Origin of the sequence: Staphylococcus sp. LCT-H4 (genome assembly GCF_001866145.1) — a bacterium.
Classification (GTDB): domain Bacteria; phylum Bacillota; class Bacilli; order Staphylococcales; family Staphylococcaceae; genus Staphylococcus; species Staphylococcus succinus.
Genome location: NZ_MODY01000002.1, coordinates 298,715 through 322,442 on the forward strand (window position 1 = coordinate 298,715; position 23,728 = coordinate 322,442).

The 23,728-nt window shown below is 29.8% G+C and carries 30 protein-coding genes, 1 other RNA gene and 1 pseudogene; 16 read left to right on the forward strand and 16 right to left on the reverse strand.

Annotated elements, in window-relative coordinates:
- Positions 1-2: 2 nt before the first annotated feature.
- The 3 genes from smpB to BK821_RS06375 all read left to right on the forward strand — a co-directional run bounded on the left by smpB (position 3) and on the right by BK821_RS06375 (position 1,578).
- Positions 3-467 carry an SsrA-binding protein SmpB gene (gene smpB / locus BK821_RS06365; protein ID WP_046837239.1) on the forward strand — a complete coding sequence of 155 codons (465 nt, stop codon included), beginning with the start codon at positions 3-5 and terminating at the stop codon, positions 465-467.
- A 106-nt stretch (positions 468-573) separates the two neighbouring features.
- Positions 574-935: a transfer-messenger RNA gene (ssrA, locus tag BK821_RS06370) on the forward strand.
- 172 nt (positions 936-1,107) lie between these two features.
- On the forward strand, positions 1,108-1,578 hold the full coding sequence (locus BK821_RS06375; RefSeq protein WP_046837240.1) for a DinB family protein: 471 nt from the start codon (positions 1,108-1,110) through the stop codon (positions 1,576-1,578).
- Between the two features lie 725 nt (positions 1,579-2,303).
- Here the strand turns inward: BK821_RS06375 and BK821_RS06380 are convergent.
- Both BK821_RS06380 and BK821_RS06385 read right to left on the reverse strand, forming a co-directional pair.
- Positions 2,304-2,792, reverse strand: a complete 489-nt coding sequence (locus BK821_RS06380) for a P-loop nucleotide/nucleoside kinase family protein (protein WP_071331434.1) — start codon at positions 2,790-2,792, stop codon at positions 2,304-2,306.
- Between the two features lie 158 nt (positions 2,793-2,950).
- Positions 2,951-4,357 carry an MFS transporter gene (locus tag BK821_RS06385; protein ID WP_053042479.1) on the reverse strand — a complete coding sequence of 469 codons (1,407 nt, stop codon included), beginning with the start codon at positions 4,355-4,357 and terminating at the stop codon, positions 2,951-2,953.
- 102 nt (positions 4,358-4,459) lie between these two features.
- Here BK821_RS06385 and BK821_RS06390 point away from each other — a divergent pair, with 102 nt between their 5' ends.
- Entirely contained in the window at positions 4,460-4,966 is a 507-nt protein-coding gene (locus BK821_RS06390) for a GNAT family N-acetyltransferase (protein ID WP_046837242.1), read from the forward strand.
- Positions 4,967-5,295: 329 nt separating this feature from the next.
- Positions 5,296-5,934: an HD domain-containing protein gene (locus BK821_RS06395; RefSeq protein WP_046837243.1), complete on the forward strand. Its 639-nt coding sequence runs from the start codon at positions 5,296-5,298 to the stop codon at positions 5,932-5,934.
- A gap of 78 nt (positions 5,935-6,012) precedes the next feature.
- On the opposite strand, the gene BK821_RS06400 is transcribed toward BK821_RS06395, so the two are convergent.
- Both BK821_RS06400 and BK821_RS06405 read right to left on the reverse strand, forming a co-directional pair.
- On the reverse strand, positions 6,013-6,324 hold the full coding sequence (locus BK821_RS06400; protein ID WP_046837244.1) for a hypothetical protein: 312 nt from the start codon (positions 6,322-6,324) through the stop codon (positions 6,013-6,015).
- Positions 6,325-6,806: 482 nt separating this feature from the next.
- Complete coding sequence (locus tag BK821_RS06405; RefSeq protein WP_046837245.1) at positions 6,807-7,691, reverse strand: DMT family transporter; 885 nt, start codon at positions 7,689-7,691, stop codon at positions 6,807-6,809.
- A gap of 110 nt (positions 7,692-7,801) precedes the next feature.
- Between BK821_RS06405 and BK821_RS06410 the strand changes: the two genes are divergently transcribed.
- The 3 genes and pseudogenes from BK821_RS06410 to BK821_RS06420 form a co-directional block, all read left to right on the forward strand.
- Positions 7,802-9,217, forward strand: coding sequence for an aminotransferase-like domain-containing protein (locus tag BK821_RS06410; protein WP_169746241.1), 1,416 nt, complete (start codon positions 7,802-7,804; stop codon positions 9,215-9,217).
- Positions 9,218-9,832: 615 nt separating this feature from the next.
- Complete coding sequence (locus tag BK821_RS06415; protein WP_046837247.1) at positions 9,833-10,084, forward strand: GlsB/YeaQ/YmgE family stress response membrane protein; 252 nt, start codon at positions 9,833-9,835, stop codon at positions 10,082-10,084.
- 633 nt (positions 10,085-10,717) lie between these two features.
- Positions 10,718-11,125: pseudogene (locus BK821_RS06420) on the forward strand (CHAP domain-containing protein); the annotation flags it as partial.
- Between the two features lie 36 nt (positions 11,126-11,161).
- Here BK821_RS06420 and BK821_RS06425 read toward each other — a convergent pair.
- The 3 genes from BK821_RS06425 to BK821_RS06435 form a co-directional block, all read right to left on the reverse strand.
- Positions 11,162-11,518, reverse strand: coding sequence for a DoxX family protein (locus BK821_RS06425; RefSeq protein WP_071331436.1), 357 nt, complete (start codon positions 11,516-11,518; stop codon positions 11,162-11,164).
- A gap of 255 nt (positions 11,519-11,773) precedes the next feature.
- Positions 11,774-13,234 carry a YfcC family protein gene (locus tag BK821_RS06430; protein WP_371261093.1) on the reverse strand — a complete coding sequence of 487 codons (1,461 nt, stop codon included), beginning with the start codon at positions 13,232-13,234 and terminating at the stop codon, positions 11,774-11,776.
- Between the two features lie 239 nt (positions 13,235-13,473).
- Complete coding sequence (locus tag BK821_RS06435; protein WP_071331438.1) at positions 13,474-13,746, reverse strand: hypothetical protein; 273 nt, start codon at positions 13,744-13,746, stop codon at positions 13,474-13,476.
- 267 nt (positions 13,747-14,013) lie between these two features.
- Between BK821_RS06435 and BK821_RS06440 the strand changes: the two genes are divergently transcribed.
- The 4 genes from BK821_RS06440 to BK821_RS06455 all read left to right on the forward strand — a co-directional run bounded on the left by BK821_RS06440 (position 14,014) and on the right by BK821_RS06455 (position 16,219).
- Positions 14,014-14,844, forward strand: coding sequence for an alpha/beta hydrolase (locus BK821_RS06440; RefSeq protein WP_071331439.1), 831 nt, complete (start codon positions 14,014-14,016; stop codon positions 14,842-14,844).
- A gap of 67 nt (positions 14,845-14,911) precedes the next feature.
- Positions 14,912-15,094: a hypothetical protein gene (locus BK821_RS06445; RefSeq protein WP_071331440.1), complete on the forward strand. Its 183-nt coding sequence runs from the start codon at positions 14,912-14,914 to the stop codon at positions 15,092-15,094.
- 136 nt (positions 15,095-15,230) lie between these two features.
- Positions 15,231-15,617: a VOC family protein gene (locus BK821_RS06450; RefSeq protein ID WP_046837254.1), complete on the forward strand. Its 387-nt coding sequence runs from the start codon at positions 15,231-15,233 to the stop codon at positions 15,615-15,617.
- Between the two features lie 164 nt (positions 15,618-15,781).
- Positions 15,782-16,219: a GNAT family N-acetyltransferase gene (locus BK821_RS06455; RefSeq protein WP_046837255.1), complete on the forward strand. Its 438-nt coding sequence runs from the start codon at positions 15,782-15,784 to the stop codon at positions 16,217-16,219.
- A gap of 365 nt (positions 16,220-16,584) precedes the next feature.
- Here BK821_RS06455 and vraX read toward each other — a convergent pair whose 3' ends face one another.
- The 6 genes from vraX to BK821_RS06465 form a co-directional block, all read right to left on the reverse strand.
- The gene (gene vraX / locus BK821_RS13460) at positions 16,585-16,749 is read right to left on the reverse strand and encodes a C1q-binding complement inhibitor VraX (protein ID WP_157821428.1); all 165 of its coding nucleotides are present in this window, start codon (positions 16,747-16,749) and stop codon (positions 16,585-16,587) included.
- Positions 16,750-17,212: 463 nt separating this feature from the next.
- Complete coding sequence (locus BK821_RS13465) at positions 17,213-17,389, reverse strand: hypothetical protein (RefSeq protein ID WP_169746240.1); 177 nt, start codon at positions 17,387-17,389, stop codon at positions 17,213-17,215.
- Between the two features lie 275 nt (positions 17,390-17,664).
- Entirely contained in the window at positions 17,665-17,805 is a 141-nt protein-coding gene (locus BK821_RS13470) for a hypothetical protein (RefSeq protein ID WP_177165124.1), read from the reverse strand.
- Positions 17,806-17,985: 180 nt separating this feature from the next.
- On the reverse strand, positions 17,986-18,948 hold the full coding sequence (locus BK821_RS06460; RefSeq protein ID WP_071331441.1) for an arsenic resistance protein: 963 nt from the start codon (positions 18,946-18,948) through the stop codon (positions 17,986-17,988).
- Positions 18,949-19,084: 136 nt separating this feature from the next.
- A complete protein-coding gene (locus tag BK821_RS13615; RefSeq protein WP_256201623.1) occupies positions 19,085-19,216 on the reverse strand; it encodes a hypothetical protein in 132 nt (43 codons plus the stop codon).
- Positions 19,217-19,332: 116 nt separating this feature from the next.
- Positions 19,333-19,581, reverse strand: a complete 249-nt coding sequence (locus BK821_RS06465) for a hypothetical protein (RefSeq protein WP_046837257.1) — start codon at positions 19,579-19,581, stop codon at positions 19,333-19,335.
- Positions 19,582-19,769: 188 nt separating this feature from the next.
- Between BK821_RS06465 and BK821_RS06470 the strand changes: the two genes are divergently transcribed.
- Positions 19,770-19,979, forward strand: a complete 210-nt coding sequence (locus tag BK821_RS06470; protein WP_046837258.1) for a hypothetical protein — start codon at positions 19,770-19,772, stop codon at positions 19,977-19,979.
- Between the two features lie 108 nt (positions 19,980-20,087).
- On the opposite strand, the gene tsaT is transcribed toward BK821_RS06470, so the two are convergent.
- The gene (tsaT, locus tag BK821_RS13620; RefSeq protein WP_046837259.1) at positions 20,088-20,270 is read right to left on the reverse strand and encodes a type II toxin-antitoxin system toxin TsaT; all 183 of its coding nucleotides are present in this window, start codon (positions 20,268-20,270) and stop codon (positions 20,088-20,090) included.
- A 276-nt stretch (positions 20,271-20,546) separates the two neighbouring features.
- On the opposite strand from tsaT, the gene BK821_RS06480 reads away from it, so the two are divergent.
- From BK821_RS06480 to BK821_RS06490, 3 genes are all read left to right on the forward strand, one after another.
- Positions 20,547-21,044, forward strand: a complete 498-nt coding sequence (locus BK821_RS06480) for a hypothetical protein (RefSeq protein WP_071331442.1) — start codon at positions 20,547-20,549, stop codon at positions 21,042-21,044.
- 73 nt (positions 21,045-21,117) lie between these two features.
- A complete protein-coding gene (locus BK821_RS06485) occupies positions 21,118-21,324 on the forward strand; it encodes a TM2 domain-containing protein (RefSeq protein WP_046837261.1) in 207 nt (68 codons plus the stop codon).
- Between the two features lie 249 nt (positions 21,325-21,573).
- Positions 21,574-21,789 carry a YozE family protein gene (locus BK821_RS06490; protein ID WP_046837262.1) on the forward strand — a complete coding sequence of 72 codons (216 nt, stop codon included), beginning with the start codon at positions 21,574-21,576 and terminating at the stop codon, positions 21,787-21,789.
- Positions 21,790-21,800: 11 nt separating this feature from the next.
- On the opposite strand, the gene BK821_RS06495 is transcribed toward BK821_RS06490, so the two are convergent.
- The gene (locus BK821_RS06495) at positions 21,801-22,037 is read right to left on the reverse strand and encodes a hypothetical protein (RefSeq protein ID WP_046837263.1); all 237 of its coding nucleotides are present in this window, start codon (positions 22,035-22,037) and stop codon (positions 21,801-21,803) included.
- Positions 22,038-22,358: 321 nt separating this feature from the next.
- Complete coding sequence (locus BK821_RS06500; protein ID WP_046837264.1) at positions 22,359-23,654, reverse strand: CitMHS family transporter; 1,296 nt, start codon at positions 23,652-23,654, stop codon at positions 22,359-22,361.
- Between the last annotated feature and the right edge of the window lie 74 nt (positions 23,655-23,728).

Consider the following 23,728-nt stretch of genomic DNA (forward strand, 5'->3'; position numbering starts at 1 on the left):
CAATGCCAAAGAAAAAATCACCAGGTACGTTAGCTGAAAATCGTAAAGCGAGACATGATTATAATATTGAAGATACGATTGAAGCGGGCATTGTGTTACAAGGGACAGAAATTAAATCGATTCGTCGTGGCAGTGCCAACTTAAAAGATAGTTACGCACAAGTCAATCGTGGTGAAATGTATTTGAATAACATGCATATTGCTCCTTATGAAGAAGGCAATCGTTTTAATCATGATCCACGTCGTTCACGGAAGCTATTATTACACAAGAGAGAAATAGAGAAGCTTGGTGAGCGCACACGTGAAGTTGGCTATTCAATTGTTCCTTTGAAACTTTATCTTAAACATGGACATTGTAAAGTCTTGCTAGGCATTGCGCGTGGTAAGAAAAAATACGATAAACGACAAGCTTTAAAAGAAAAAGCAGTCAAACGTGATGTAGCTAGAGAGATGAAGGCCCGTTATTAAGCGAAAATATTGCCAAAGACCTTAATCTTTGGTAATATTGAATGTGCTTTCTAAAAGCTCTATAACGATGATAGAGTGAACAGAAAGTACATTTAATTATTATTCTGGGGGCGTTTTTGGATTCGACAGGGGTTCCATGAGCTAGTTAAGCGTGTCGGAGGGTTGTCTCCGTCACCAACACACACAGTTATAATAACTGGCAAAGAAAACAATAATTTCGCAGTAGCTGCGTAATAGCACTCTGCATCGCCTAACAGCATCTCCTATGTGCTGTTAACCGCGATTCAACCTATAGTAGGATACGTTAGGCACTGCCGTTTGAAGTCTGCCTAGAAGAGATCAATCAAACTAGCGTAATGATGGATGTCTATCACCTCCCATTATGCGAAACTTAATGATAGACTACGCACGTAGAAGTGCTAGTATCAGAACCTCTGGACGCGGGTTCGAATCCCGCCGTCTCCATACTTAAACCTTTAACCTTAGTGGTTAAAGGCTTTTTATTTTGAATAATCCAGTTTAGCCTCAACTGCATAAGAATTAAATTGAGTATTTTGCAATTAAAAAAGATAAGTGATATTGTTTCAATACTATTCTGTTTACAGTTCAGTCAATAAGTATTTTAAGTGAGGGATTACAAATGATTAGAGAACAATTTCAAGCTTCATATAATTTATTAAAAAAGCATATTAAAGATATTGATGAAGAGAAAGCTACACTTCAACCAGCTATTGCTAATAATAATATCAAATGGCAATTAGGTCATTTAATATTGTTAAATGATTTTCTAGTATTTGAAACTATTAATGGGCAAAAAGTCTTAGAGCAAAGTGCTGCAAAATATTTTCTATGGGGGACATCACCAATAAATTTTGATGGAAATGAACCCTCTTTTGATGAATTAAAAGTATTGCTAAATGAACAACTTGATAGAATCTTTAATAGTCTAGAAAAGCAATTAGAGAAAGATAGAAATGAACCAATTGTGCTTAAAGATGTAGACATCGTTATGAACAATTTTAATGAATCTATCCATTTTGCTATTATTCATACTAATCGACACTTCGGTCAAATTGTATTATTAAAATCGATGATAAGTGAATTAGATTAAAATAATAATATTTTATTATTTCTTTTTGGATAGTAAGATAAATGGCCATAATGTGATATGACTTCTTCAATTGGTGTATGTTTTAATCATTAAGCAATAATGATTAAACTAGCACTTATGCGTGGAAATGGTTCATATTTAGGCAATGCGTCATTTAATACTTTAAGAATATTATTCAACCTTCTATCAATAAGTCCTTTGCTAAAAGTATTAATAAATGTTCTGAATAGTACATCATTATTTTACTAAATATTATTTTTTTTATACCAATTAAAATATTTTGTAAGTCATCTGTCATATGAGTAAGTAAATATCATGTGTAGTGGCTTTTGTTTTACGGGCTATCACTATACTGTGATAGCCGTTTTTTATATGAGTAAAATTTATTGTCAAAATTGATATCTTTGCATGTGAACGTTCTAATTTTTCATTATTTAAGACTCACCAACCGGTGGGTGTTTTAAATGAACGCAATCAATGAAGTGTATGATACAATTCAAAAATTTCTAGGTTCAGATAAAACAGCTTATCAAATTAAAAAAGATACTTGAGTTAGTAGAGCGAAAATAGTTAGTTTGAAGAATGGTAAAAATAAATAGATAATTTGATCTTAGCAATTTTATAAAGTGTGTCGAAAAAATCATTCAAATGAGTGGTTGTCCAAATAGTAATAAATGTAAAGAAGAGTATGCAAAAGCCCACTTAAATAACTAGGTGGGCTTTTATTATTTTATTTCGATAATATTTAAACCTTCTGAAAATTTAGGCGATTCGAAGAAACTAGAAACATACTCGAAAGTTTCTTTAGTATCGAATTGTTCTCTTGCTGGTTCTTCATTACGTCTTTTATTAATTCGTTTCAAACATTGATCATCGTTTATATTAAGAAAAATCAATTGATGATTTGCGTTAATTTCTGAAGCTATGCTCAATAACCATTTTCTTTGAATTGTAGTATTACCTGGAAAATCTAATACTACATTGCTACCGACTTTTAAAATACGCTGAATGTGTTCTTTCAATAATGGCTTTATCAACTTTGAGTAATTTAAGTAATCATCAAAACTATTAATTTGCTTTGGATATAATTTTTCTAACCATTCATCTTCAGATAATAACACTGCATTTTCAGTTTGTTCTATCTCTTTAGCTTTGGTTGATTTCCCTGCTCCCATTTTTCCAGAGAAAAAATATAAAGTTCCAATAGTACTCATTTTAAAGCCTCCATTAAAAAATCAAGATACTAACATAATTATTATAACTAAATAGCCAACTTAAATGAATAGGGAGGATATTGATACTATTTTGAAATCTTGCTTACAATATGAAGAACAAAAAATTTACAGTAATGCCTAACGATTATCAAGCAACTTCACAATTTGATATTAGAATTATTGGTATGAGATAACGATATTTTATTTTGTAAATCTTTTAATGACAATGCTAGTTTCAAAACAATAACTAATATTAAAGCCATTGCTATATAAGAAATTCTTATTCCTAATAATAGATTAGAAGTCGTTGAATGATATACAGATAGATGACTTATAAAATTGATAGCTTTAGAAAATAAAGTCACACCTAGTATTAGGCCAAATTGTCTAAAGGTATTTATTAATGCAGATCCTTGAAAAAGGTAAGCTGCATCTAAATTTATATATGCAATGCTTGTTAGCGGTGTAATAGTACAACCAATGCCGAACATGAATAGACAAAATACAATTATTGTTGTAACCATATATGAATGAATATCGATAAAAATAAATAATACTAAGGATACAGCAGTGGTTATTACTCCTATAATAATGATATTGCTGTTTTGGTTTTTATCATATAACTTACTCGATATAAATGTAGCCATTATTAATATTAAAGTCCCTGGGGTCATAATAAAACCTGATTCAATAGGTGTATAATTTAAAATTGATTGAGTAAAAATTGGTAATATACTCTCAACAGAAAGCAACAACATCATCACTAGAAATAAGGCAATTGTAGGCAATTTTATTATTCGAAAATTCAACAAGTTAAAATTAATCAATGAGACTTCACTATGCCTATCTAAAAAAATAAAAACAGTAAAAATAAGAAAACTAATAAAACCACTCAATAAGCTAAATATTATATTTAAATCCAAAAACAAAAGCATTAGAGATAGAAATACACTGCCCATTGCATACAGCGTAACAATCTTTTTATTTAATTTAGTTTTTTTATTTTCAAAAGTGTTACTTAAATAGATTATTGAGATAATTATAACTAAAATTTCGAACGGTAGTAATAGCCAATACATAATTTTCCAATTTAAAAACGCTAAAAATATGCCAGTAATCGGCGGAGCTATGGCTGGAGCAATATTTATTACGGAATTAAGTAATCCTAAAATAAAAGATTGATGCTTATTAGGAGCAATTTTTAAAAGTACTGATTGAGAGATTGGCAGAATAATTGCGTAACCTGCACCTTGTATGATCCTAGAAATTAATAACATATAAAAATTGAAGCTTTGACATCCTAAAAAAGTACCAAGTATTAATAAAAATAAAGCGGCTATTATTAGGTGATTAGATTTATATGTATCCGACAAATAATTTGTAAAAGGAATTAAAATCATTGTGGTAAATAGAAATAATGAAGTGAGTAATTGAATTTGACTATTATTTACATTAAATTCTCTCATTATAGTAGGATAGGCATTAATTAATAGGAATTGTGTGAAAGCAAATAGGAATGTTGCAAATAAAATTATAAATATAGATACTTTATTATATTTTTCCACTGAATACACTGCACCTTTCTATGTAAAAATAACTGATATATGTTATATTATTATCAAGTAAAATAGTTGCAAATGCAATAAAAAATAAAAGGTGGCAAAAGAATGATAAGAAAATGTGTCATGGAAGATTTAGAAGAATTACGAAACATAGCGTATCAAACATTTGATGAAACATTTAGAGCACAAAATAAAAAAGAGAATATTGATAATTATTTACTACGCACTTTCACTAAAGAGAAAGTATTAAAAGAATTTCAAAATCCAAATTCATTTTTTTATTTTATATTCTATCAAGAATCATTAGCAGGATACTTGAAATTAAATATTCAAGATGCACAAACAGAATTTTATGAAGGAAACAATTTAGAAATTGAACGTATTTATGTTTTAAATCAATTTCAAAAACTTGGTTTAGGCAAGCAGCTATATGATAAATCAATAGAGGTAGCTAAAGAATTATCATGCGACCATATTTGGTTAGGTGTTTGGGAAAAGAACTATAATGCTATTGCATTTTATGAAAAATTAGGGTTTGAAAAAATTGATGCGCATTCATTTTATATGGGGGACGAAAAACAAATTGACTATATTATGTTTAAACATTTATAAGCTGTTTATATAGTTGGTAAAGCATAGGATAATTATTTAAACAAACAACAAGCAAATTAAGACAATTATTAAGTTTAAAATGAACGTAGATGAATGAGAGACTGCTTTACAAGTTAATCAAGAACTAGCTGATATTTTCTATATACTTAATGATAATAAAATCACATAAGTGATTGAATTATGAGAACAAAAAACTTGGTAGATAGTGATTCAAGCTTTCTTAAAATTTAGGTTTTCTATTTTTATAAATAATTTTCCACAAAGCCACATCAAAAGCGTTATTCATTTTAGATGAAATATTTAATCATACAAATAAAGGAGTATTTATTATGATAACTAATATAAATGACATTAAGGTACCTGATAGTAAAATTATACAAAATGCTCAAGAAATTGTTAAAGAATATGGGAATGAATTAATTTGGAATCATTCAAATCGAGTTTATTTATTTGGAGAAATCAAAGGTCAACAAGATAAGTTAAATTATGATAAAGAACTACTCTATATAACTGCATTATTTCATGATTTAGGTTTAACAGAGCAGTATAGTAGTGATGATTTAAGATTTGAAGTAGATGGCGCTAATGCTGTAAGACAATTTTTGGAGGCTTACAATTACAATAATCAAGATTTACAGTTAGCTTGGGATTCTATAGCATTGCATACGACATTAGGGGTAGCTGAACATAAAGAAAGCAATGTAGCATTGTTATATCATGGCGTAGGAATGGACGTTATGGGGAATAATTGGGATCAATATGCTGATGACATCAGAAAAGCAATTATCACTAAATTCCCAAGAGGCAATTTTAAAAATGATGTCATCCAATCTTTTTACGATGGATTTAAACATAAGCCTGAAACAACCTTCGGAAATATAAAATCCGACGTAATTAAATATTTCGAACCAGAGTATCCACAAAATAATTTTTGTTCATGTATTTTACGTTCAAAATGGGATAGTTAATCATTAGTACTTGAACAAAATCGTATTAACAAGAAGCAAGGTGGACTTAGAATTGAGTCCATTTTGCTTTTAGTATGTTTATTCAAACTCAATTTCGTATAGTGACTCATTGATTTGTTCATACATTTCATGTTTTTCTAAATAATCTATCCATACGTGAGAGGGTTGCTTTTCTCTTTCTTCAACTAAAGATTTAACTTTTTCATATATACCTTTCATTAAATCTTTATACATATTATTGGCAGCTCTTTCTATTTTTGCTTCTGACCAACGTTTCTTAGGTGGTCTTCTACTGTCTTTTTCTAATTGGAAGTTAATCGCTCTATCGTAAAAGCTATCTAAAGCTGGTAATTTATCTTCTATGTGTGCTTGAAATTCTGTTAAATTCATAAACATTCTCCTATTTTTAGAACGTACGTTCTTTTTGATTTTAAAAAAATAATAATCATGTTGTCTAGCTTATGGTGAGAAGGCTATAAACTTCAATAAATGGTTTGAAATATAATCTTCTATAAAATGCTATTTTGTACATATGAGCTAATCCTTTTATAATAAGGGGTGTATTTTAGCACTTAAAACAATACGCTCTAATCGAATTTGCCACATGTATCATTGTCTGTATGTAAACAAAAGAAGCTCAAATGCGTGAGCATCAAAATCAAGATAAACTTAGCCTTTATCTTAGAGAGGCTTCACATTCGAGCGATAATTTAAGTTGGATATTTAATCCCTTATCAGTACTAATACTATAGCATTAGTAGCTGCAATACAATGAAAATACGCTTAAGTGTTTATAAAACAAATGTGCGACAACATAATTTATAACAGTTATTTTTTAATCATAGTGACAAGTGTGTTGCTACATTAAATCGCTAGCCGATATTTTTTGCATGATTAGTAGTGATGCTCACTCCGATTAAAGTAACGATTCCGCCAATAATTGCTACCATGGTAGGCATTTCACCAACCATAATAAAAGAAAGTACTAGCGCACAGGCTGGTGTTAAGTACAGGGACATTGTTGCATCAGCAACACCTACTTTATATATTGTATAAGCAAGTGCAAAATAGGGAATAACTGTTGGAAAAACGCCTAAATATAATACTAAAAGTAAAGTGTTAGTGTCCGCATATTGTAATTCATGAATAGCTCCGGGTAAAAATATAAAGGTGAACAACGATCCCGCAAGCATTGTGTAAATTGTAAATGGAATAAACCCATATTTTTTAAAATAACTAGATTGAAACACGAAATAGATACTTTCACCTATAGAGGCAATGAGCACTAAGGCAATGCCAATACACATTGCTATTACTTTAGAATCATTACCTAAAGCAATGCATGCAACTCCAATAAATGCAATAACCGAACCAATCCAAGCAAGTTTTGAAAATTTTTCTTTTAAAAAATAAGTTGCTAAAAGTGCAGAAAAAATGGGTGTTGTTGAAACGATTAAACTTGAAATCCCAGCACTAACATAATATTCTCCAAAGCTCAAAGCAATATGGTATAAGGTAAACCCACAAAAACCTAATAATAGTATAATAGGTATATCTTTAAAATCAGGTATAGGTATTTTTTTAATGATGATTAAAATTAAGAGAATCAAGCTAGCAATTGACAACCGTAATGATGATAAGTGTACAGCTGAAAAGTCGCTTAATGCTAATTTAATTACTGGAAATGCAGAAGCCCATAAGATGATGGTTATTGTAAAAGCGAAGTAGACCTTACCCTTATTTTGTATGTAGTTCATTATAATCACACTTTCTTATTTAGAATATATTTATCATAAATAATTAGCGTTATAGCGTGTGCAACCAATTTGTATAAAAATAACCCAACCAATTTAGAATGGAGGTCATCATTATGAAATATAAAGAAGTCGCTTCGTATTTAAGAAATAAAATAATAGAAGGTGACTGGTTTTATGGCATGAAGTTACCGTCGCAAAGAACATTAGCCAATCAATTTAATGTGAATAGAGTTACGATTATAAAAAGTATAGAATTATTAGAGTCAGAAGGATTTATATATACCAAACGTGGTAGTGGGACTTATGTTAACGATTATTTAAGTGAAGATTTTATAAAACATAAGTGGTTAGAGATGATGCAGTGGAGTTCAAGTACACGGAGTAGATATACAGTACAAATAATTAATAAATTAGAAACAAGTGATGCTTATATACATATTAGTAAAGGTGAATTAGGAAAAGCACTTATTCCACAGGACAAACTTAAAAAGGCAATGAATCAGGTTTCTCAATATATTGAATCCTTGTCGTTTGGTTATAATAATGGATATGGCTACAATAAGTTGCGTGAGTTAATTGCAAAACGCTTGAATGTGGAAGGATTTAATATATCTAAAGAAAATGTACTCATTACTTCTGGAGCTTTACACGCTATCCAACTATTATCGATTGGTTTTTTGAGTCAAAACACGATAATTTTTTCAAATACGCCATCGTATATTGATTCCACACATGCTTTTAATATTGGAAATATGAGAAAAGTGAAGATTTCATTAGAAACATTTAAAGATTTTAAACAAATTATTAACCAATACCCAAGTAGTAATGAAAAAGCGATTTATATTGAACCAACTTTTAATAATCCAACTGGACACGTGCGCTCTAAACAATATAGAGAAGATATATTAAAGTATAGCGAAAAGCATAATATTCCTCTTATTGAAGATGATATTTATAAGGATTTATGGTTTCAGAATAAACCACCAAAACCAATTAAAACCTTAGATAAAAAAAGTAATGTATTACATATTAGTAGTTTTTCAAAATCAGTAGCCCCTGCAATTAGAATAGGGTGGATTGTTGCTTCTGAACAAGTGGTTGAACAGCTAGCAGATATAAGAATGCAAATTGATTATGGTTCTAGTATATTATCTCAAATGGTAGTGTATGAACTGTTGAAAAGTGGTGATTATGATCATCATATTGACAATTTGCGCAATGCGTTAGAGCGTAAGAGAAATGATATGTTAGAAATTTTAGAGGAGCATTTTTCAGAAGTTGCAACATGGAATATACCAGAAGGTGGTTTTTTTATTTGGTTAAAAGTACAAAAAGAGGCTAATATAAAGAAATTATTTTCAGAGCTACTTAACAAAGAGAAAATATTATTTAATCCTGGATTTATTTATGGCAGCGATGAAAATGCTATTAGATTGTCATATGCTTATGAGAGTACTGAAAATATGCGTTATGCCTTAAAGATATTACTAAAATATGTAAAAAAAGAAATCGATGCTTTTTCGTGATTTTAAGGGATTCAACTCAAGCAAAGCCTACAATCATTTTGATTGTAGGCTTTGCTCATTGTTCATTAACTATGTAATGATGAGTGGAAACACTAAAAATGCAATTGCCAAGATGAATAACACAAGTGAAAATATAAGTATTTTTCTGGTTTGTGTTTTTATCCCATTCTTTTCATGAGATTCCAAAAACTTCGTGTATAACATTTTTCTCTCGTGTTTATATTCATATATGCTAAAGAGACTCAGAGCAATTAATATTAAAGCTACAACAATGCATATAATTAAAAATATGTTCAATATATATCACCTCGTTTAAATTTTGAAAAGACATATAATCATGCGGTGTATAGGAATGATTTTTCAATAAATAAAGGTAAAGGTTTATAGATATCTTTACTTAGTGGTTTAAGCTAAATATATGAAATTCATACAATATATCATATAAGTTTAAATACAGTATAGCGTGATTAATGTCCATCTTTGGCTTAATATTATAAGCTATTATAGCACATTTATTGTAGTGTGCTATTTTTATTTTAAAAAATGTTTATGTATACATATTAAGTGGTACAATATTTAAAGGCGTTTAATTTTTGTAATATGGAGGTAATATAGATGGGATTCATAATAATGTTAATTGTAGGCGGCTTAATCGGTTGGTTAGCCGGTGCAATTTTAGGTAAAGATATTCCAGGTGGTATCATTGGTAATATCATTGCTGGATTAATTGGTTCACTTATTGGTAGCAAATTGTTAGGTATGTGGGGACCTGTATTAGGCGGCGTACCGGTTATACCAGCATTAATTGGTGCAATCGTGTTAATTCTTATCGTTTCAATTATTTTAAAAGCTGTTCGAAAAAAATAGCAGTAAACACTTACGTTAAACGTGAGTATCAGAATATCGAAAAGCCAGACGCTAAATATAGTGTTTGGCTTTTTTGATTATTAACTGTAAATTTTAAATAAACTGAGGCCTTCATGACATTTTACCAGTCAAAGCACTATTTTTAGGTAATATGGCATCGGTGGGTAAGCGACCCGGCTGTGTCAAAATGACTAACCGAAGTCTGATTCACAACAACATACTAAGAAATATGAATAAAAACTGCCACCAGGTCTAAATATCATTTAAAAGTGAAGATTTTTTGATATCAAATATTTAATAATTAAATTTATAACAAATGTAATATACATTACAAATAAAATTTAAAAATTAAAATAAATTTCATATTAGTGTAATCAATTAGCAAAATCAGTATGATATATTATTGTCGTAATAAAAAATTCATTTACACTTAAAAATTCAGGCATCACAATATAAGTGTGACTTGTATATTTTATGTGAAATTTTGTTTTGAAAGGGAGAATTATGACAAAATATATTGTTCGAATATTTACATATTTGCTTATGGCTACGACTTGTTTATGGATGAGTAGCCAGGTAAATACTGCTTCAGCCGCAACAAGTGCAACGCATGAGGAATCAGTGGATCATACCAAATCTCTTGAAGGTAAGGGATGGGATTATGATAATGAATACGGTTGGCAGTGTTTTGATTTAGTGAATGAGCAATGGGACTACTTATATGGTCATGGTTTAAAAGGAGACTATGCAAAAGAAATACCTACTAAAAATAATTTTGATGGAGAAGCTACTGTTTATAAGAATTCAGCAACATTTGAAGCAAAAGCTGGTGATATCGTTGTTTTTAATGAGGAATTTGGTAACGGAGCAGGACATACAGCTGTCGTAACAGATGGAAATTATGATGGTAATCATTATAAATTTGAATCATTAGATCAAAATTGGAACGGTGGCGGCGCAGAAAAGACAGAAGTAGCACATAGAGTAGTACATGATTATGAATCGGAAATGTGGTTTATACGACCAGATTATAATCAATAAATAAAAACAAGGCACACTTTATGTGTGCCTTGTTTTTTAATAGAATTCAATAAATTTTTTCCATTTATATGATATTGTCACAGCAATACTCATTACTAATAAAATAATAACAAGTTCTGAGGACATATATCCTTGTGCCAAATGAACTGTAAATAAAGCGCCTAACATCGTAATAATAAAACCTAAAGCGATATAGTTAGAGAGGATACCTAGTATCATTAAAATGCCTCCAACGAATTCGAATAGCCCTAATACGATACCTAAAAAGGCTGGGAGACCTAAGCCTTGCATCATTTGTATTGGCGCTTCAAAGCCACTAAACACTTTTTGACTACCATGTATAAGAAATGTTAAACCTAACATTAATCTGATTAATAGCATGCCTTTTTTCAACTCACTGAACCTCCTTAAAAAATATAAGAAAACTGTTGCATAGATATGTATTTATAAAATAAACCATTAAAATCATATACATAACCCACAATCCTAATAAATTATCTAGATGTAAGTATTTATATAATATACTATTTTTATTATGATTAAATATCAGTTTCATGAATTTTGTATTAAAAAACGATCTATATTCAATATAGATCGTCGATTTTATGAATTTTTTCATAAAATATAATGAGAAATGGTATAGACGCCTTATGACCAACCAATGAGTTGTGCAATCACTAATGAAATGATAGAGATAATGGCCCATATGATAAACAATGGAAAGAAGAAACGTATCCATTTGGTATAAGAAACGCCACCGATAGCGAGAGCAGCCATAAAGTAACCACTCGTTGGATAGAAAATGTGAGTGAAGCCATCACCGAGTTGGAAGGCGAGTACAGCTGTTTGTCTTGTAACACCTAACATATCTGCGAGGGGAGCCATGATAGGCATTGTTACCAATGCTTGACCGCTTCCCGAAGATATAATGAAGTTGATGGCGACTTGGACTGCATACATACCTACTACGGCCACTGTCGGAGTTGTTCCATCTATGACTGATCCTAAACCATGAACAATCGTATCCATGATTTTTCCATTTTCTAACACGACTACTATAGAACGAGCGAGTCCTACAATAATTGCGCCCATCAGTACATCTTTAAAACCGTCATTAAAAGCTTCACATATCTCTTTTGTATTTAATCCGGTAACAAGTCCCACGATAATGCCCATAAATATAAATAAACCAGACATTTCTACCATAAACCATCCTTGTGTTGTTACACCGTATACAAGAATAATGAAGAAGAGTAAGACCACTGCAATACCTATCTTTTGGCGTTTTGTTGCAATTATAGGGTTTTGCTTTGTAATATTTTTATATAGTTGCCTTTTTTCAGTATCTTCTTGATAGACCGAACTAAGTGTAGGATTACTTTGTACTTTTTTAGCGTAGCGCATAATAAAAATAATGGTTACAAATAGTACAACAATAAAAATAATGATACGTAAGCCAATGCCAGAAAATACAGGAAGCCCGGATAGCTTTTGCGCTAAACCCGTATTAATAGGATTTAACACACCTACTGTAAATCCAACTACTGTACCGCAAAGTGCTATCGCTGTAGCTGTAATGGAATCGTAACCTAAAGCAATAATGAGAGGTATAATTACTGGAATATATACAAGTGAAAGTTCCGCAGTACCTATGAGTGTGGCTATAGTTGCAAATACCGCAGTCAATACAGGAATGATAAAAATACTGTGATTTAGAAAACGGCGTGCAAGTTTATCTACGCCAATTTCAATGATGCCAGTACGTCTCAATACCATAAACATTCCACCTATAATTAAAGTGAAAAAGACAATTTCACCAGCTTCAATTAACCCCTTAGGTATGATTGAAATAAAGTCTACAATACCGACTGGCGTGGAAGTTATATAATGAAATGAATCTGCATCTACCATTTCTCTACCTTCCGGCCCCTTGATACGTTTAAATTCTCCAGCAGGTATTAAATATGTAGATATTGTTGCAATAACCCCAAAAATAAATAAAATAACGTAAATATGTGGCATTTTACTAGTGTTTTTGGGTTGTTGTTTCTCTTTTTTACTAGTGTTTTTGGGTTGTTGTTTCTCTTTTTTACTATTAGATTTGCCCAAATGATTCATCCCCTTTGTATAATACTAAAATAAATTAATCTTAGCATATAAACGACAGGGAATTATTGTAATAATCTGAAAAATTAAAATATTTATTTGTGAGATATTACAATGATTTTTTGAAATATATTTAGTATGAAGGGGTTGTATAAAGGAGACAATACTATCTATAAAAATGAGGAACGAGCGCACACGCTTATAAAATTAAACAAGCTGTGTACATCCCCATTGAGAAGGGATTACAGGTCAAGCAAGCGTTGCACTTCAATATATTTCTGTTCATTTAATGTTCCTAATGGATCTTGAGCTATTTCAAAAACCAAGAAATCGTCATTCGAATTAAAAGAACTTTTAATTTTGTTACAAATTGTACTTTGGTCTAAACTGCTATTTAAAATCCATAAACCTCTGTATATATACAATGCGTTGCCTAATGCGTTTAATTGTGTTGGTAATTTTTCATAACCATAAGCTATTGAATTTAAATTATAAGACAGTATATATTTTGTCATTTGAATCACGCTCCTATTTAAGCATATCATTATATGTTAAGTAAAAGTTGGACAAAGATTGTCTTTACTAAAAAAATACAATTAGAATAGTATTAAAGGAAAGGATTATTTCTATATATACGTTTAAATGTCTTACTTTGATAGATGATAAATATAGTAATTTTGAGCAGTGTATTAAAGCTAATTTTAGGGTAGTTATTTATTATAATAGATAGCTTCATTAGAAATGAGATTTTAAAATATGATTATTATTTTAGGGTGTATGTAATGAATTATATTAAATATTTAACTTCTAAAGATGGAACAAGGTTATATACTAAGATAAATGAAGTCAAAGACGCAAAGGCGAATATCATTATTGTACATGGATTAGCTGAACATTTAGACCGTTATGATGAAATTACTGAATATTTAAATGCTAAACAGTTTAATGTTATACGATATGATCAACGAGGACATGGACGTTCTGATGGACAACAGACATACTTTAGTCACGTTGAAGAAATTGTTGAAGATTTATCAACAATTATTGATGAGGTGAAAGTAAATTATGGAGATAAAGTATATCTCATTGGTCATAGTATGGGAGGATATACTGTGATGTTATATGGAACTAAACATCCAAAAGTCGTTGATGGGGTAATCACTTCTGGCGCGTTAACACGATATAATTATGAATTATTTGGTGAATTGGATCGTAGTATATCTTCGCATACGTATATCGATAATGATTTAGGTGAGGGTGTCTGCTCTGATAAATCAGTAATCACTAAATATAAATTAGATGATTTGAATGCAAAACAAATATCAATGGGACTAATATACACGCTAATGGACGGTGTGCAATATTTAAAAAATCATGCAGATGCATTTAAAGTGCATATATTAATACTACATGGTAAAGATGACGGGTTAGTAAGTTATAAAGATTCAATGCAGTTATATGAAGAAATTGGATCTAAACATAAATCACTGCATATTTATGATGGGTTACAACATGAAATATTTAATGAAAGCTCTTATAATCAGAGTATATTTCGTGAAATTACCGATTGGTTAGAAAATGAAATATTGCAGGGTAACAAGGCGATTCAATAATAAGCAACTGTTCCTTAAAAGTATGATTTAGTAATCACTGTATATAGGATAAGGAGGGAAGAATAATATGAGAATTAAAACACTGCATATGAAATATGAAGAAGATTTTGAAGCTTTTGATGATCGGGTAAATAAATACTTACAACAATTGACTGACGCACAACATTATGAAATTGTAAGTGTGACACCAGCAGTGACTAATAGTGTAGAAGGTGTAGACTATTTTATTACGATAGTTTATAGCAAATGATTATTAGGATTAAGGTAAAGCAATATATTAAGTCTATGAGGATATAAAACACTTATAAGGGAATGTAACTAATAGTTTATGCATTTAGGAATACTGAAGTTGTCATATTTTAAAATAAAGGATAGGGTGAAAAAATTTGAAAATTATTGCTATGAGTATTTTTGTTGATGATCAAGAAAAAGCTAAGGTTTTTTATACTGAAAAATTAGGTTTTGACCTGGTACATGATAAAGATATGGGGGGAGGATTTAAATGGTTAACGGTCAAAGAAGCACATTCTAACAACCCTGTGGAAATTGTTTTAGAACCGAATGAAAGTCCAATAGCTAAAAATTATCAAGAAAGTTTATACAAAGCAGGCATACCTATAACGATGTTTGGAGTTGAAAACTTAGATAATGTACACCGTGCATTAGTTGAAGCGAATGTCACTTTTCATACTGAACCCAAAGAAGTCGAAAATATTAAATTAGCAGTTATAGATGATACATGTGGTAATTTAATTCAGTTGATTGAACAATGAAGTTGTTGAAAGTAATTTGAGTATTGATATGAAAGCGAGTAATATTATTTATATAATCATTTTATAAATAATATTTTTATAGTGCTAACTTTATTCCTAATAGTCATATTTAGTTTGATAAATAGGATGAAGCTAGTACTATTTTTAAACTTAGGTGGGATAATATGGATTTAATTGTGAAACATACAAAGGAACTCACTAATCATGAATTGCTACATATCCTTCAAGCGCGGGTGAAGGTTTTTGTTGTAGAACAGAATTGTGCTTATCAAGAAGTTGATGGAGCAGACTTTAATGCAATACATGTCATGCTTAAAGATGGAAATGATATTGTTGCATACACTCGCATCATCGATCATGAATCATATGTAAGTTTCGGTAGAGTTTTAGTAACGCAAAATTATAGAAAAAAGTATTATGGCCGTGAAATTGTGCAAAAGACGATTGATGTAATAAAGGCACAGTACAAACAAACTTTAATAAAGATATCCGGTCAAGCACATCTAAAATCTTTTTATAGTTCTTTTGGTTTTATTTGTATTTCAGAGGTTTATCTTGAAGACAATATTCCTCATATTGATATGACTTTAGAAGTGAAATGATTTTCTGTTTTACTTAGCAAAAACACCTCTGTAAACAGTATACCATTTACAGAGGTGTTTTTATATATAATTTTAAAAATGAAATACATTCGCCATTTCATCTGTTCAAAATAAATTATGAAGACTTGTTTAACAGAAAAAATAGCAAATTATATTTGGAATTAATGACTTGTCGAGGATACATTCATGCATGCTTTCTAGACAATAATTGATAGTATTATCTAAAAAGTATTAACTTTAAATAAAAAGTGAGTTTATATTTTCTTTTTGAAATATTAAGCGTATATTGATACTGCCCCTTAACTGCTATACAGTTATTGTTCTTAGAATATAAAATTTAATATATATCTTATCACACGCATAATCTACTTTTTCATTTTGTCTATATCCTGAGAAACTAACGTTAACAGTTCTTGTGTTTCTGTTTCTGTTAATTCATCGGAGCCTTTAATTCTAACAACAGAGCCTTTGTCAGTTTTGACATGGTAAACGGGCTCATCATCTTTATAAACTTTACGTAAGATTTCCATTCCATCATCCCTTTTTCTATAACACTTCTATGTGAATATATTTAATTAAACTAAAATAACAAAGAAATTCACTTTGAATATAACAGCGTTAATATTACTATTTAATAAGCGTATTTATAAACACCTTATCTATAGGATAACTTTTTGTTTAGTTGTTTTCCAACAGTATGGTTGATTTTAATTAAATTTTTACAAAAGTAACTTGCAGAATTATAAGTTATAAGTAGTAATGAATGCCAATCAAAATTTATTATTGAAAGCGCTTAATTTTTTTGAATATTTCAGTTTTTAATTATTTAAAAGGGGTATATAAAGAGTAAGCACAAGAAGTCCTCCAAACTCTAGTGTGAAATTATATTTTCTAGTAGGCACGCCACTTTATAATGTGGCGTGTTTTGATTTGATTGAAAAATCTCATGGAAATATAAAGAGAATAGGGGAACGTTAAAGTCTTTGTAACGTATTATTCAATATTACTTTTTAATTTCTCATCCATATCATTAGATATATTAGTGAGTGTTTGTTCAACTTCCTCATTACTTAAATTCGCGTGTGTTTTAACTTTAATAATTAATCCTAAATTTGTTTTTATATGATAAATAAGCATTTCATTTTCATTAACTTTTCTTAAAATTTTCATCTTTATCACCTCATTAAAGGGATTACGAGTGTGCAAAGGTTTAACCGTATGTCACTAGTTGTGAGAGAACGAAAATACATAAGTGTAAAATTACATCTAGTTAACAGTTTATACCACTTTACATGAAAATAAAACTATTTGAATCGTAAAAATAGACAACAAAGAGAAGAATAATGTGAAATAATGAATTAAAAATAGCAACAGTACATTTTAATATGAATGTACTGTTGCTATTAAAATATTCGACAATGATTCAGTTCCAATCATAGGAGAGATTAAAACTGTGTATTTGTTCTATCTTCATCTGCCATGTCATCAATCTCGGCACTATCATCTTCTGTAAGAAAACTAAAAATAGATATTTCTAAAAATAGCAATGTACCAGCCCCTAATAAAAATAAAGGAAGTTTCTTCAAAACATCAAGCCCCTTTGCTTTAAATTACTTAAATTAACCTATGCATAGAAAAAATAGCATAATTAAGAAAAGTATTACTATTATTTTATATCAGTATCACACATTTTTCGAATATAAACTTTTAAATTAAATATATAATTTTGAGTTATATAATTTACATTAGTATGAAATAGATCTGCGCTATTTTATAAATTTAGGTATTAATTTGATGTAAACTAACTCACCGAATAATTCAGTAAGTGTTTGCGTTACGATGACTGTCGTAGCAATTGTGACCCATTGATTTGGTAAGGAGAGCGCTAAGGGTAAAACAACGAGTGCATTTCTTGTACCATTGCTGAAAGCTAAGGTGCGTAATGTAGGTACATCTAATCGAAAAAGCTTACCACATAATACACCTAAACAAGGTGAAATCATCATGAAGCATAAGTAAATAGGGATAACAGTTAATACAATGGATAAGTCTTGAATAATTGTATTGATTTGTGAGCCTACTACTGTAAAAAGTACAAAGGCCATAAACAATTCTGGAAGCCAACCAACCATAACTTGTAATTGTTGCATAGGTTTAAACTTACCACTAAATAGTTGCAGGAGTATTGCAAATATTAGTGGAAGAACTATAAAGGTTAAAAAGGCTTCTAAAAATGGCTGTCTATCTATTTGTGTGAGTACATGACTATTTAAAAATAAAGCACAGTAAAAGGGTAACAATAGTATTTGTAGTATAAATAAAATAGGTGTTGAAATTAACATATATTGAGCATTTCCTTTTCCTAAAGCCGTGAATACAATGACATAGTCAATGCAAGGGGTCAATAATACTAAATATAAACCTATTAAAATTGGTAAAGAAGTTATATTGAATAAATGAATTAATCCATATACTAAAATAGGAATAAGAAAAAAGTTTGATATGACCAATGCAATGATATATTTAACCGGTAAAAAATGGTTTTTAATAGTTGAAAATGGTATTTGTGAGAACATACTAAACATTAATATAGCTATAAAAAACGTGACAAAATAATCTAAAATATTAGACAAAGTAATTGAAGACATTCCAGCAATAGTACCTAGAATTAATGCTACAAAATAGATGTAAATTTGATGATGTTCTATGCGTGTTTTTAAGTTTGACATAATTACCTCGATTTAAATGAATGTTTTACATTATTTTACTAGAATGCTCTAGAAATAAAGTGGTTTAAGCCGATAAAATTAGAAAAACACAATTAACAATTCCATAAGGAAACGTAATTGTGTTGTAACAAAACTATCATTTTTGTTTATCTTGTACACTTACTTTATTCTCAACTTTCTCCTCGTTTGAATTATCTACACTTAATAGCAATGCACGTATGACTAATACACCTGTTATAAGAAGAAGTATATTTTTGAATAATTTCATATTCATCACTCACCATTCATTAGTAGAATTATATTGAATATCAGTTCAATATTTTTGATAAATGTAAGAAGCTAGTGTGGTATATATTTTGAGATATAAACGAATTTAGACTTTAATTAAAGATCTAAAATTTTAATTTGCGACTGCGCTTCATTGACTTCAATTTTAAGTGCTTTACTATTGTTCTCAACTTTTGTAGAAGTGACTTCATCGTTATTGATAGTAAAAAAGACTTGGCTCAATATCCCCATAGCATAGTCGTTTATAGGACTTACTAGAGAAAGGGAATTTGAATCTTCCTGAATAACAAATTGTTTTTGACTTTGATTAATGACTTCCCATTGGGGTAAATAAGTTAATTTCAAAGTGATCCCTCCTAATTCATTTTTATCGGTTTATCTCGCGTTCATATGGTTACATACATTATAAACCATAAATACAAAGAATTACTAATTTATAATAGTATATTAAAATAATGTAAGTAACATAGTCATTAAGTTTTGAACATTAGGGAATAAGGTCAGTGAAAATGAAGTGAAATTGAGGTGACGATATGAATTTATTGCTAGCTATTATTTTAGCACTAGTATTTGCCTTTTTAGCAACCATGCCTTTTTTGTTTATCAATACTCGATTGCATGAAAATGTAAATCACTCACCTGAGAAAATTAAAGAAGAGAAGTATAGAGCATACAAACGATTTATATATTACTTTATTTTAATATTAATCATGTTAATGATTTACAGTTTTTTAACTGATTAAGGTTTGAAAGAGAAACAGCTAAAAAATAAAGTTCTGAAACGCAATCAATAGCATAATGACTATAGCATTACGTTTAACATGGTTTCAGAACTTTATAAAATTTAAGGTTTAACTAAATATAAGGGAGAATAGTATCCCAACAACTCCAAAAAGCATTAATATTACAGTTAATCCAAGTAGAGATTCTTTAGCTTCATGTGAACCTTTAATCTTGTAGGCAATGAGAGATATGATGCCAGCAACTAGAAAAACAAAGGATAACCAGAAGACGATCATGAAATGTAGACTCAAAACGCTACACCTCCTTCAATATATAAGAACTTTTAAATGATGAAAAAATTGTTTGATCAATGATGTGATGTACAAAGATGAAATTGCAATTTATTATTATAGCATTATTATCTTATCACTATTTAAGTACTAGCAATAGTAAAATATGAAAATTAGATATATTGTGCGCTCATATATCTATAAATATTTAGAAATGTAGGTTTTAGAAAGTATAAATAAGGTAACATAAAGACTATATTATTTTAATAAATAACATTAAAAAAGGGGCCTATTAAAATGGGGGAAAATAATGTGAATTTAGATGAAATAAAGGGATTATTACAAGAGTTAAAAGAAAATGATGGGGATCAACTGAAGTATGAGGAAGTTGAAGCGGAAATTGTTGAACAAAAAAATAGGATACGTAGTTATTTAATGCCAGATAATCAACAAGAAGATGAAAGATTAAAGCAAATTGCCAGTAAGATTGAAGCACATATACAAACAGGATTTGAATCATTTAATCAAGTTGATGAAATTATTAATTATTTAGAGCCTGTCTTTCAACGTGGAAAAATAGATAAAGTGTATGGCAGGGCTGTAGTACTTATTGAAGAAAATACATTAATTGAGCAAGTAAAAAAACACTTTAATCATCCTGCTACAGATTATCAATTACTTGACTATGTTTTATCACGAGCGATTGAACTCAGTAATGAAATTATGCCCAGCGAATATACAGAAATTTTGAAACTTGAAAAAGCATTTTTTGAAGAAGTTTATAACCATTCATAAAGAATAAAGTGATAATTAATTTAAATAGTATATAGCAAATGATTATAAAGTATAGTGTTAAGGAGATGAAAGCATGAATGAAGTAAATAAAGTCATTTATATTGTCCTCGCAATCTTCTTAGGTGGATTCGGTATCCATAAATTTTATGCCAGAAAAACTATAATAGGATTACTCTATTTAGTATTTTGTTGGACAGGTATTCCCCAAATTTTAGCTGTGGTAGGAGCTATTATTACGCTATTTAAACCTGCTGATCAGAATGGAAATATTCTAGTATAAATACAAAAGCGGCGCCTTTCAAAATTATGGAAAGGCGTCGCTTTTGTACATTAACTAAAATGACATAAATTTTTTACATTTTTTACACATTTGAATTAAATATTGCTATGAAAAGAATGTGAGAACAATTTTGATATAAATTTAAATATACCGTGATAGACAAATTTTAAATATTTGATATGATTAAGCAAAGATATAAATACAACAAAACATGTAACGATTAAAATATATATAATCGAGGTAATGCTTATGACATTTTATGATTTTGTAATAGGTTTTGAAGCAGATGATACTCCACTTGGTCAATTAGCTCATAACATAAGAAGAGACAAGTTTTTCCCAAAACAAGCAACATGTTATAAAGAATTACACTCATATTTTTATAGTAATTATATGGATCATGAAGTTTTGGCCTCTGCTAATAGAGCACTTAGTTTATACCGTACTAATTTAAATTTAGCTTAATAAGAAAAGACTTATGTCTCATAGTACCAATTTTGTTTTGCTAGTGCTTCTCTAATATCTTTGGTTTTAAAATTTAATTCGTTATTTCTAATAGAGAAGGGTTCAATTATATTTTCTGCCATCCAAGCATTGATTAGTTCTTTTGGCAATCCATCCAATTCCATGTCAGTTTTACTAAGAACAAAACATTCCCAATCTAGTGAAACTTTTGAAGGATTAATATAATTACATTCACTAAGCCGATTCATAAAAAACACTCCTTAATAATGTAAATTCTACGTTAACTTTTACCCGATAGGCATTAATTAAAACGATAATTAGTAAATGATTTATGTTGAATTATATTCCCTAGTTTTGTAATAACGTTTGTTAAGGTGTTATGTTTCTTATCTATACCCAAGTTACGAACTAAATTAATCAAAATATTTTTAAATATTTATTAATTGTTGTTCAAAGTAGATATATTTATATTATGTATAAATGTATGACGTGAATCATATAAAAAACCTGGAAACACATTTATCGAGTGCTTCCAGGTTTAATTTTATATTAAAATGATTTTGTAGTTATTACCAAGGTATGATACCAAGGATACAAGCAACTAATATCATAAATAAACTTGAGCCGACTGCCCACTTAATAACAATACGTTGGTTTTGTCCATATTCAATATCTAGCATACCGACGAGTAAATAACCTGCAGCATATAAAGGACTTAATACATGTAACGGTTGTCCTAAAACGGATGCTCTTGCCATATCTACTTTAGAAATACCAAACTGTTGTGCCGATTCTGCAAGTATTGGTAAAACTCCATAATAAAAAGGGTCATTAGCCATAAAATATGTAAATGGACCACTAAGAATGGCAGTAATTAATGCAAAATGATTACCCATTGCATCGGGAATAATATGTACTAAAGCATTAGCCATTTCGTTAACCATTTTCGTTCCGTTCATGACGCCTGTGAAAATACCAGAAGCAAACACTAGACTGATTACAGCTAGCACATCACCAGCGTGTTTTTTTACTACGGAATTTTGAATACTCAGGTTAGGGTAGTTGATTAATAATGCTACACCAAACCAGAGCATAAACATAACTGGTATAGGTAATAAACCAATAACAAGACAAACAATTAAAGAAATTGTCAATATTGCATTAGGTATAATCATTTTTGGACGTTTTAATAAAGATTCTTCTTTTGTATTATTTACTTTAACATCGTTTAAATCAATATTTGTACTAGATGTGATATATTTTCGTGCACGCTGTCCTAAGATGTACGCGACACCAAATGCAAATACAATACCTGCAATCATAGCAGGTATGATAGGTACAAATACTTCTTCAGTAGTGACCTGTAACGATGAAATGGCCCGTGCTGTGGGTCCACCCCAAGGTAACATATTCATAACGCCTATAGATAAAAGTGCTAATGTTGAAAGTGTGTATAAACTCATACCAATCTTTTTATAAAGTGGCATCATTGCTGTCACAGTTATAATGAAAGTAGTTGTACCATCGCCATCTAAGGCAACCATTGATGCCAAAATAACTGTACCAATTGCAATTTTAACTGGATCCCCTTTGACCACTTTAATGATTTGGTTGATGACAGGCTCAAACAAACCTGCATCTATCATAACCCCAAAATATAAGATAGCGAATGTAAGCATGATACCAGTTGGTGCGACAGTCTCTATGCCTTCGAGCATGTATTTACCAAGACCAGCATAGAAACCTCCTATTAATGCAAAAATTGTCGGAATGACAATCAAGGCAATTAATGCTGACATTTTTCGTGTCATAATTAATATCATAAAAATGACAATCATGACAAAACCTAATATAGCTAAATTCATATTTCTTATTCCCCCCTTATTTTTTCATTATAGCGCTTTCAGAATATTTGTAAAATTAAAATGTGAAAAATCCC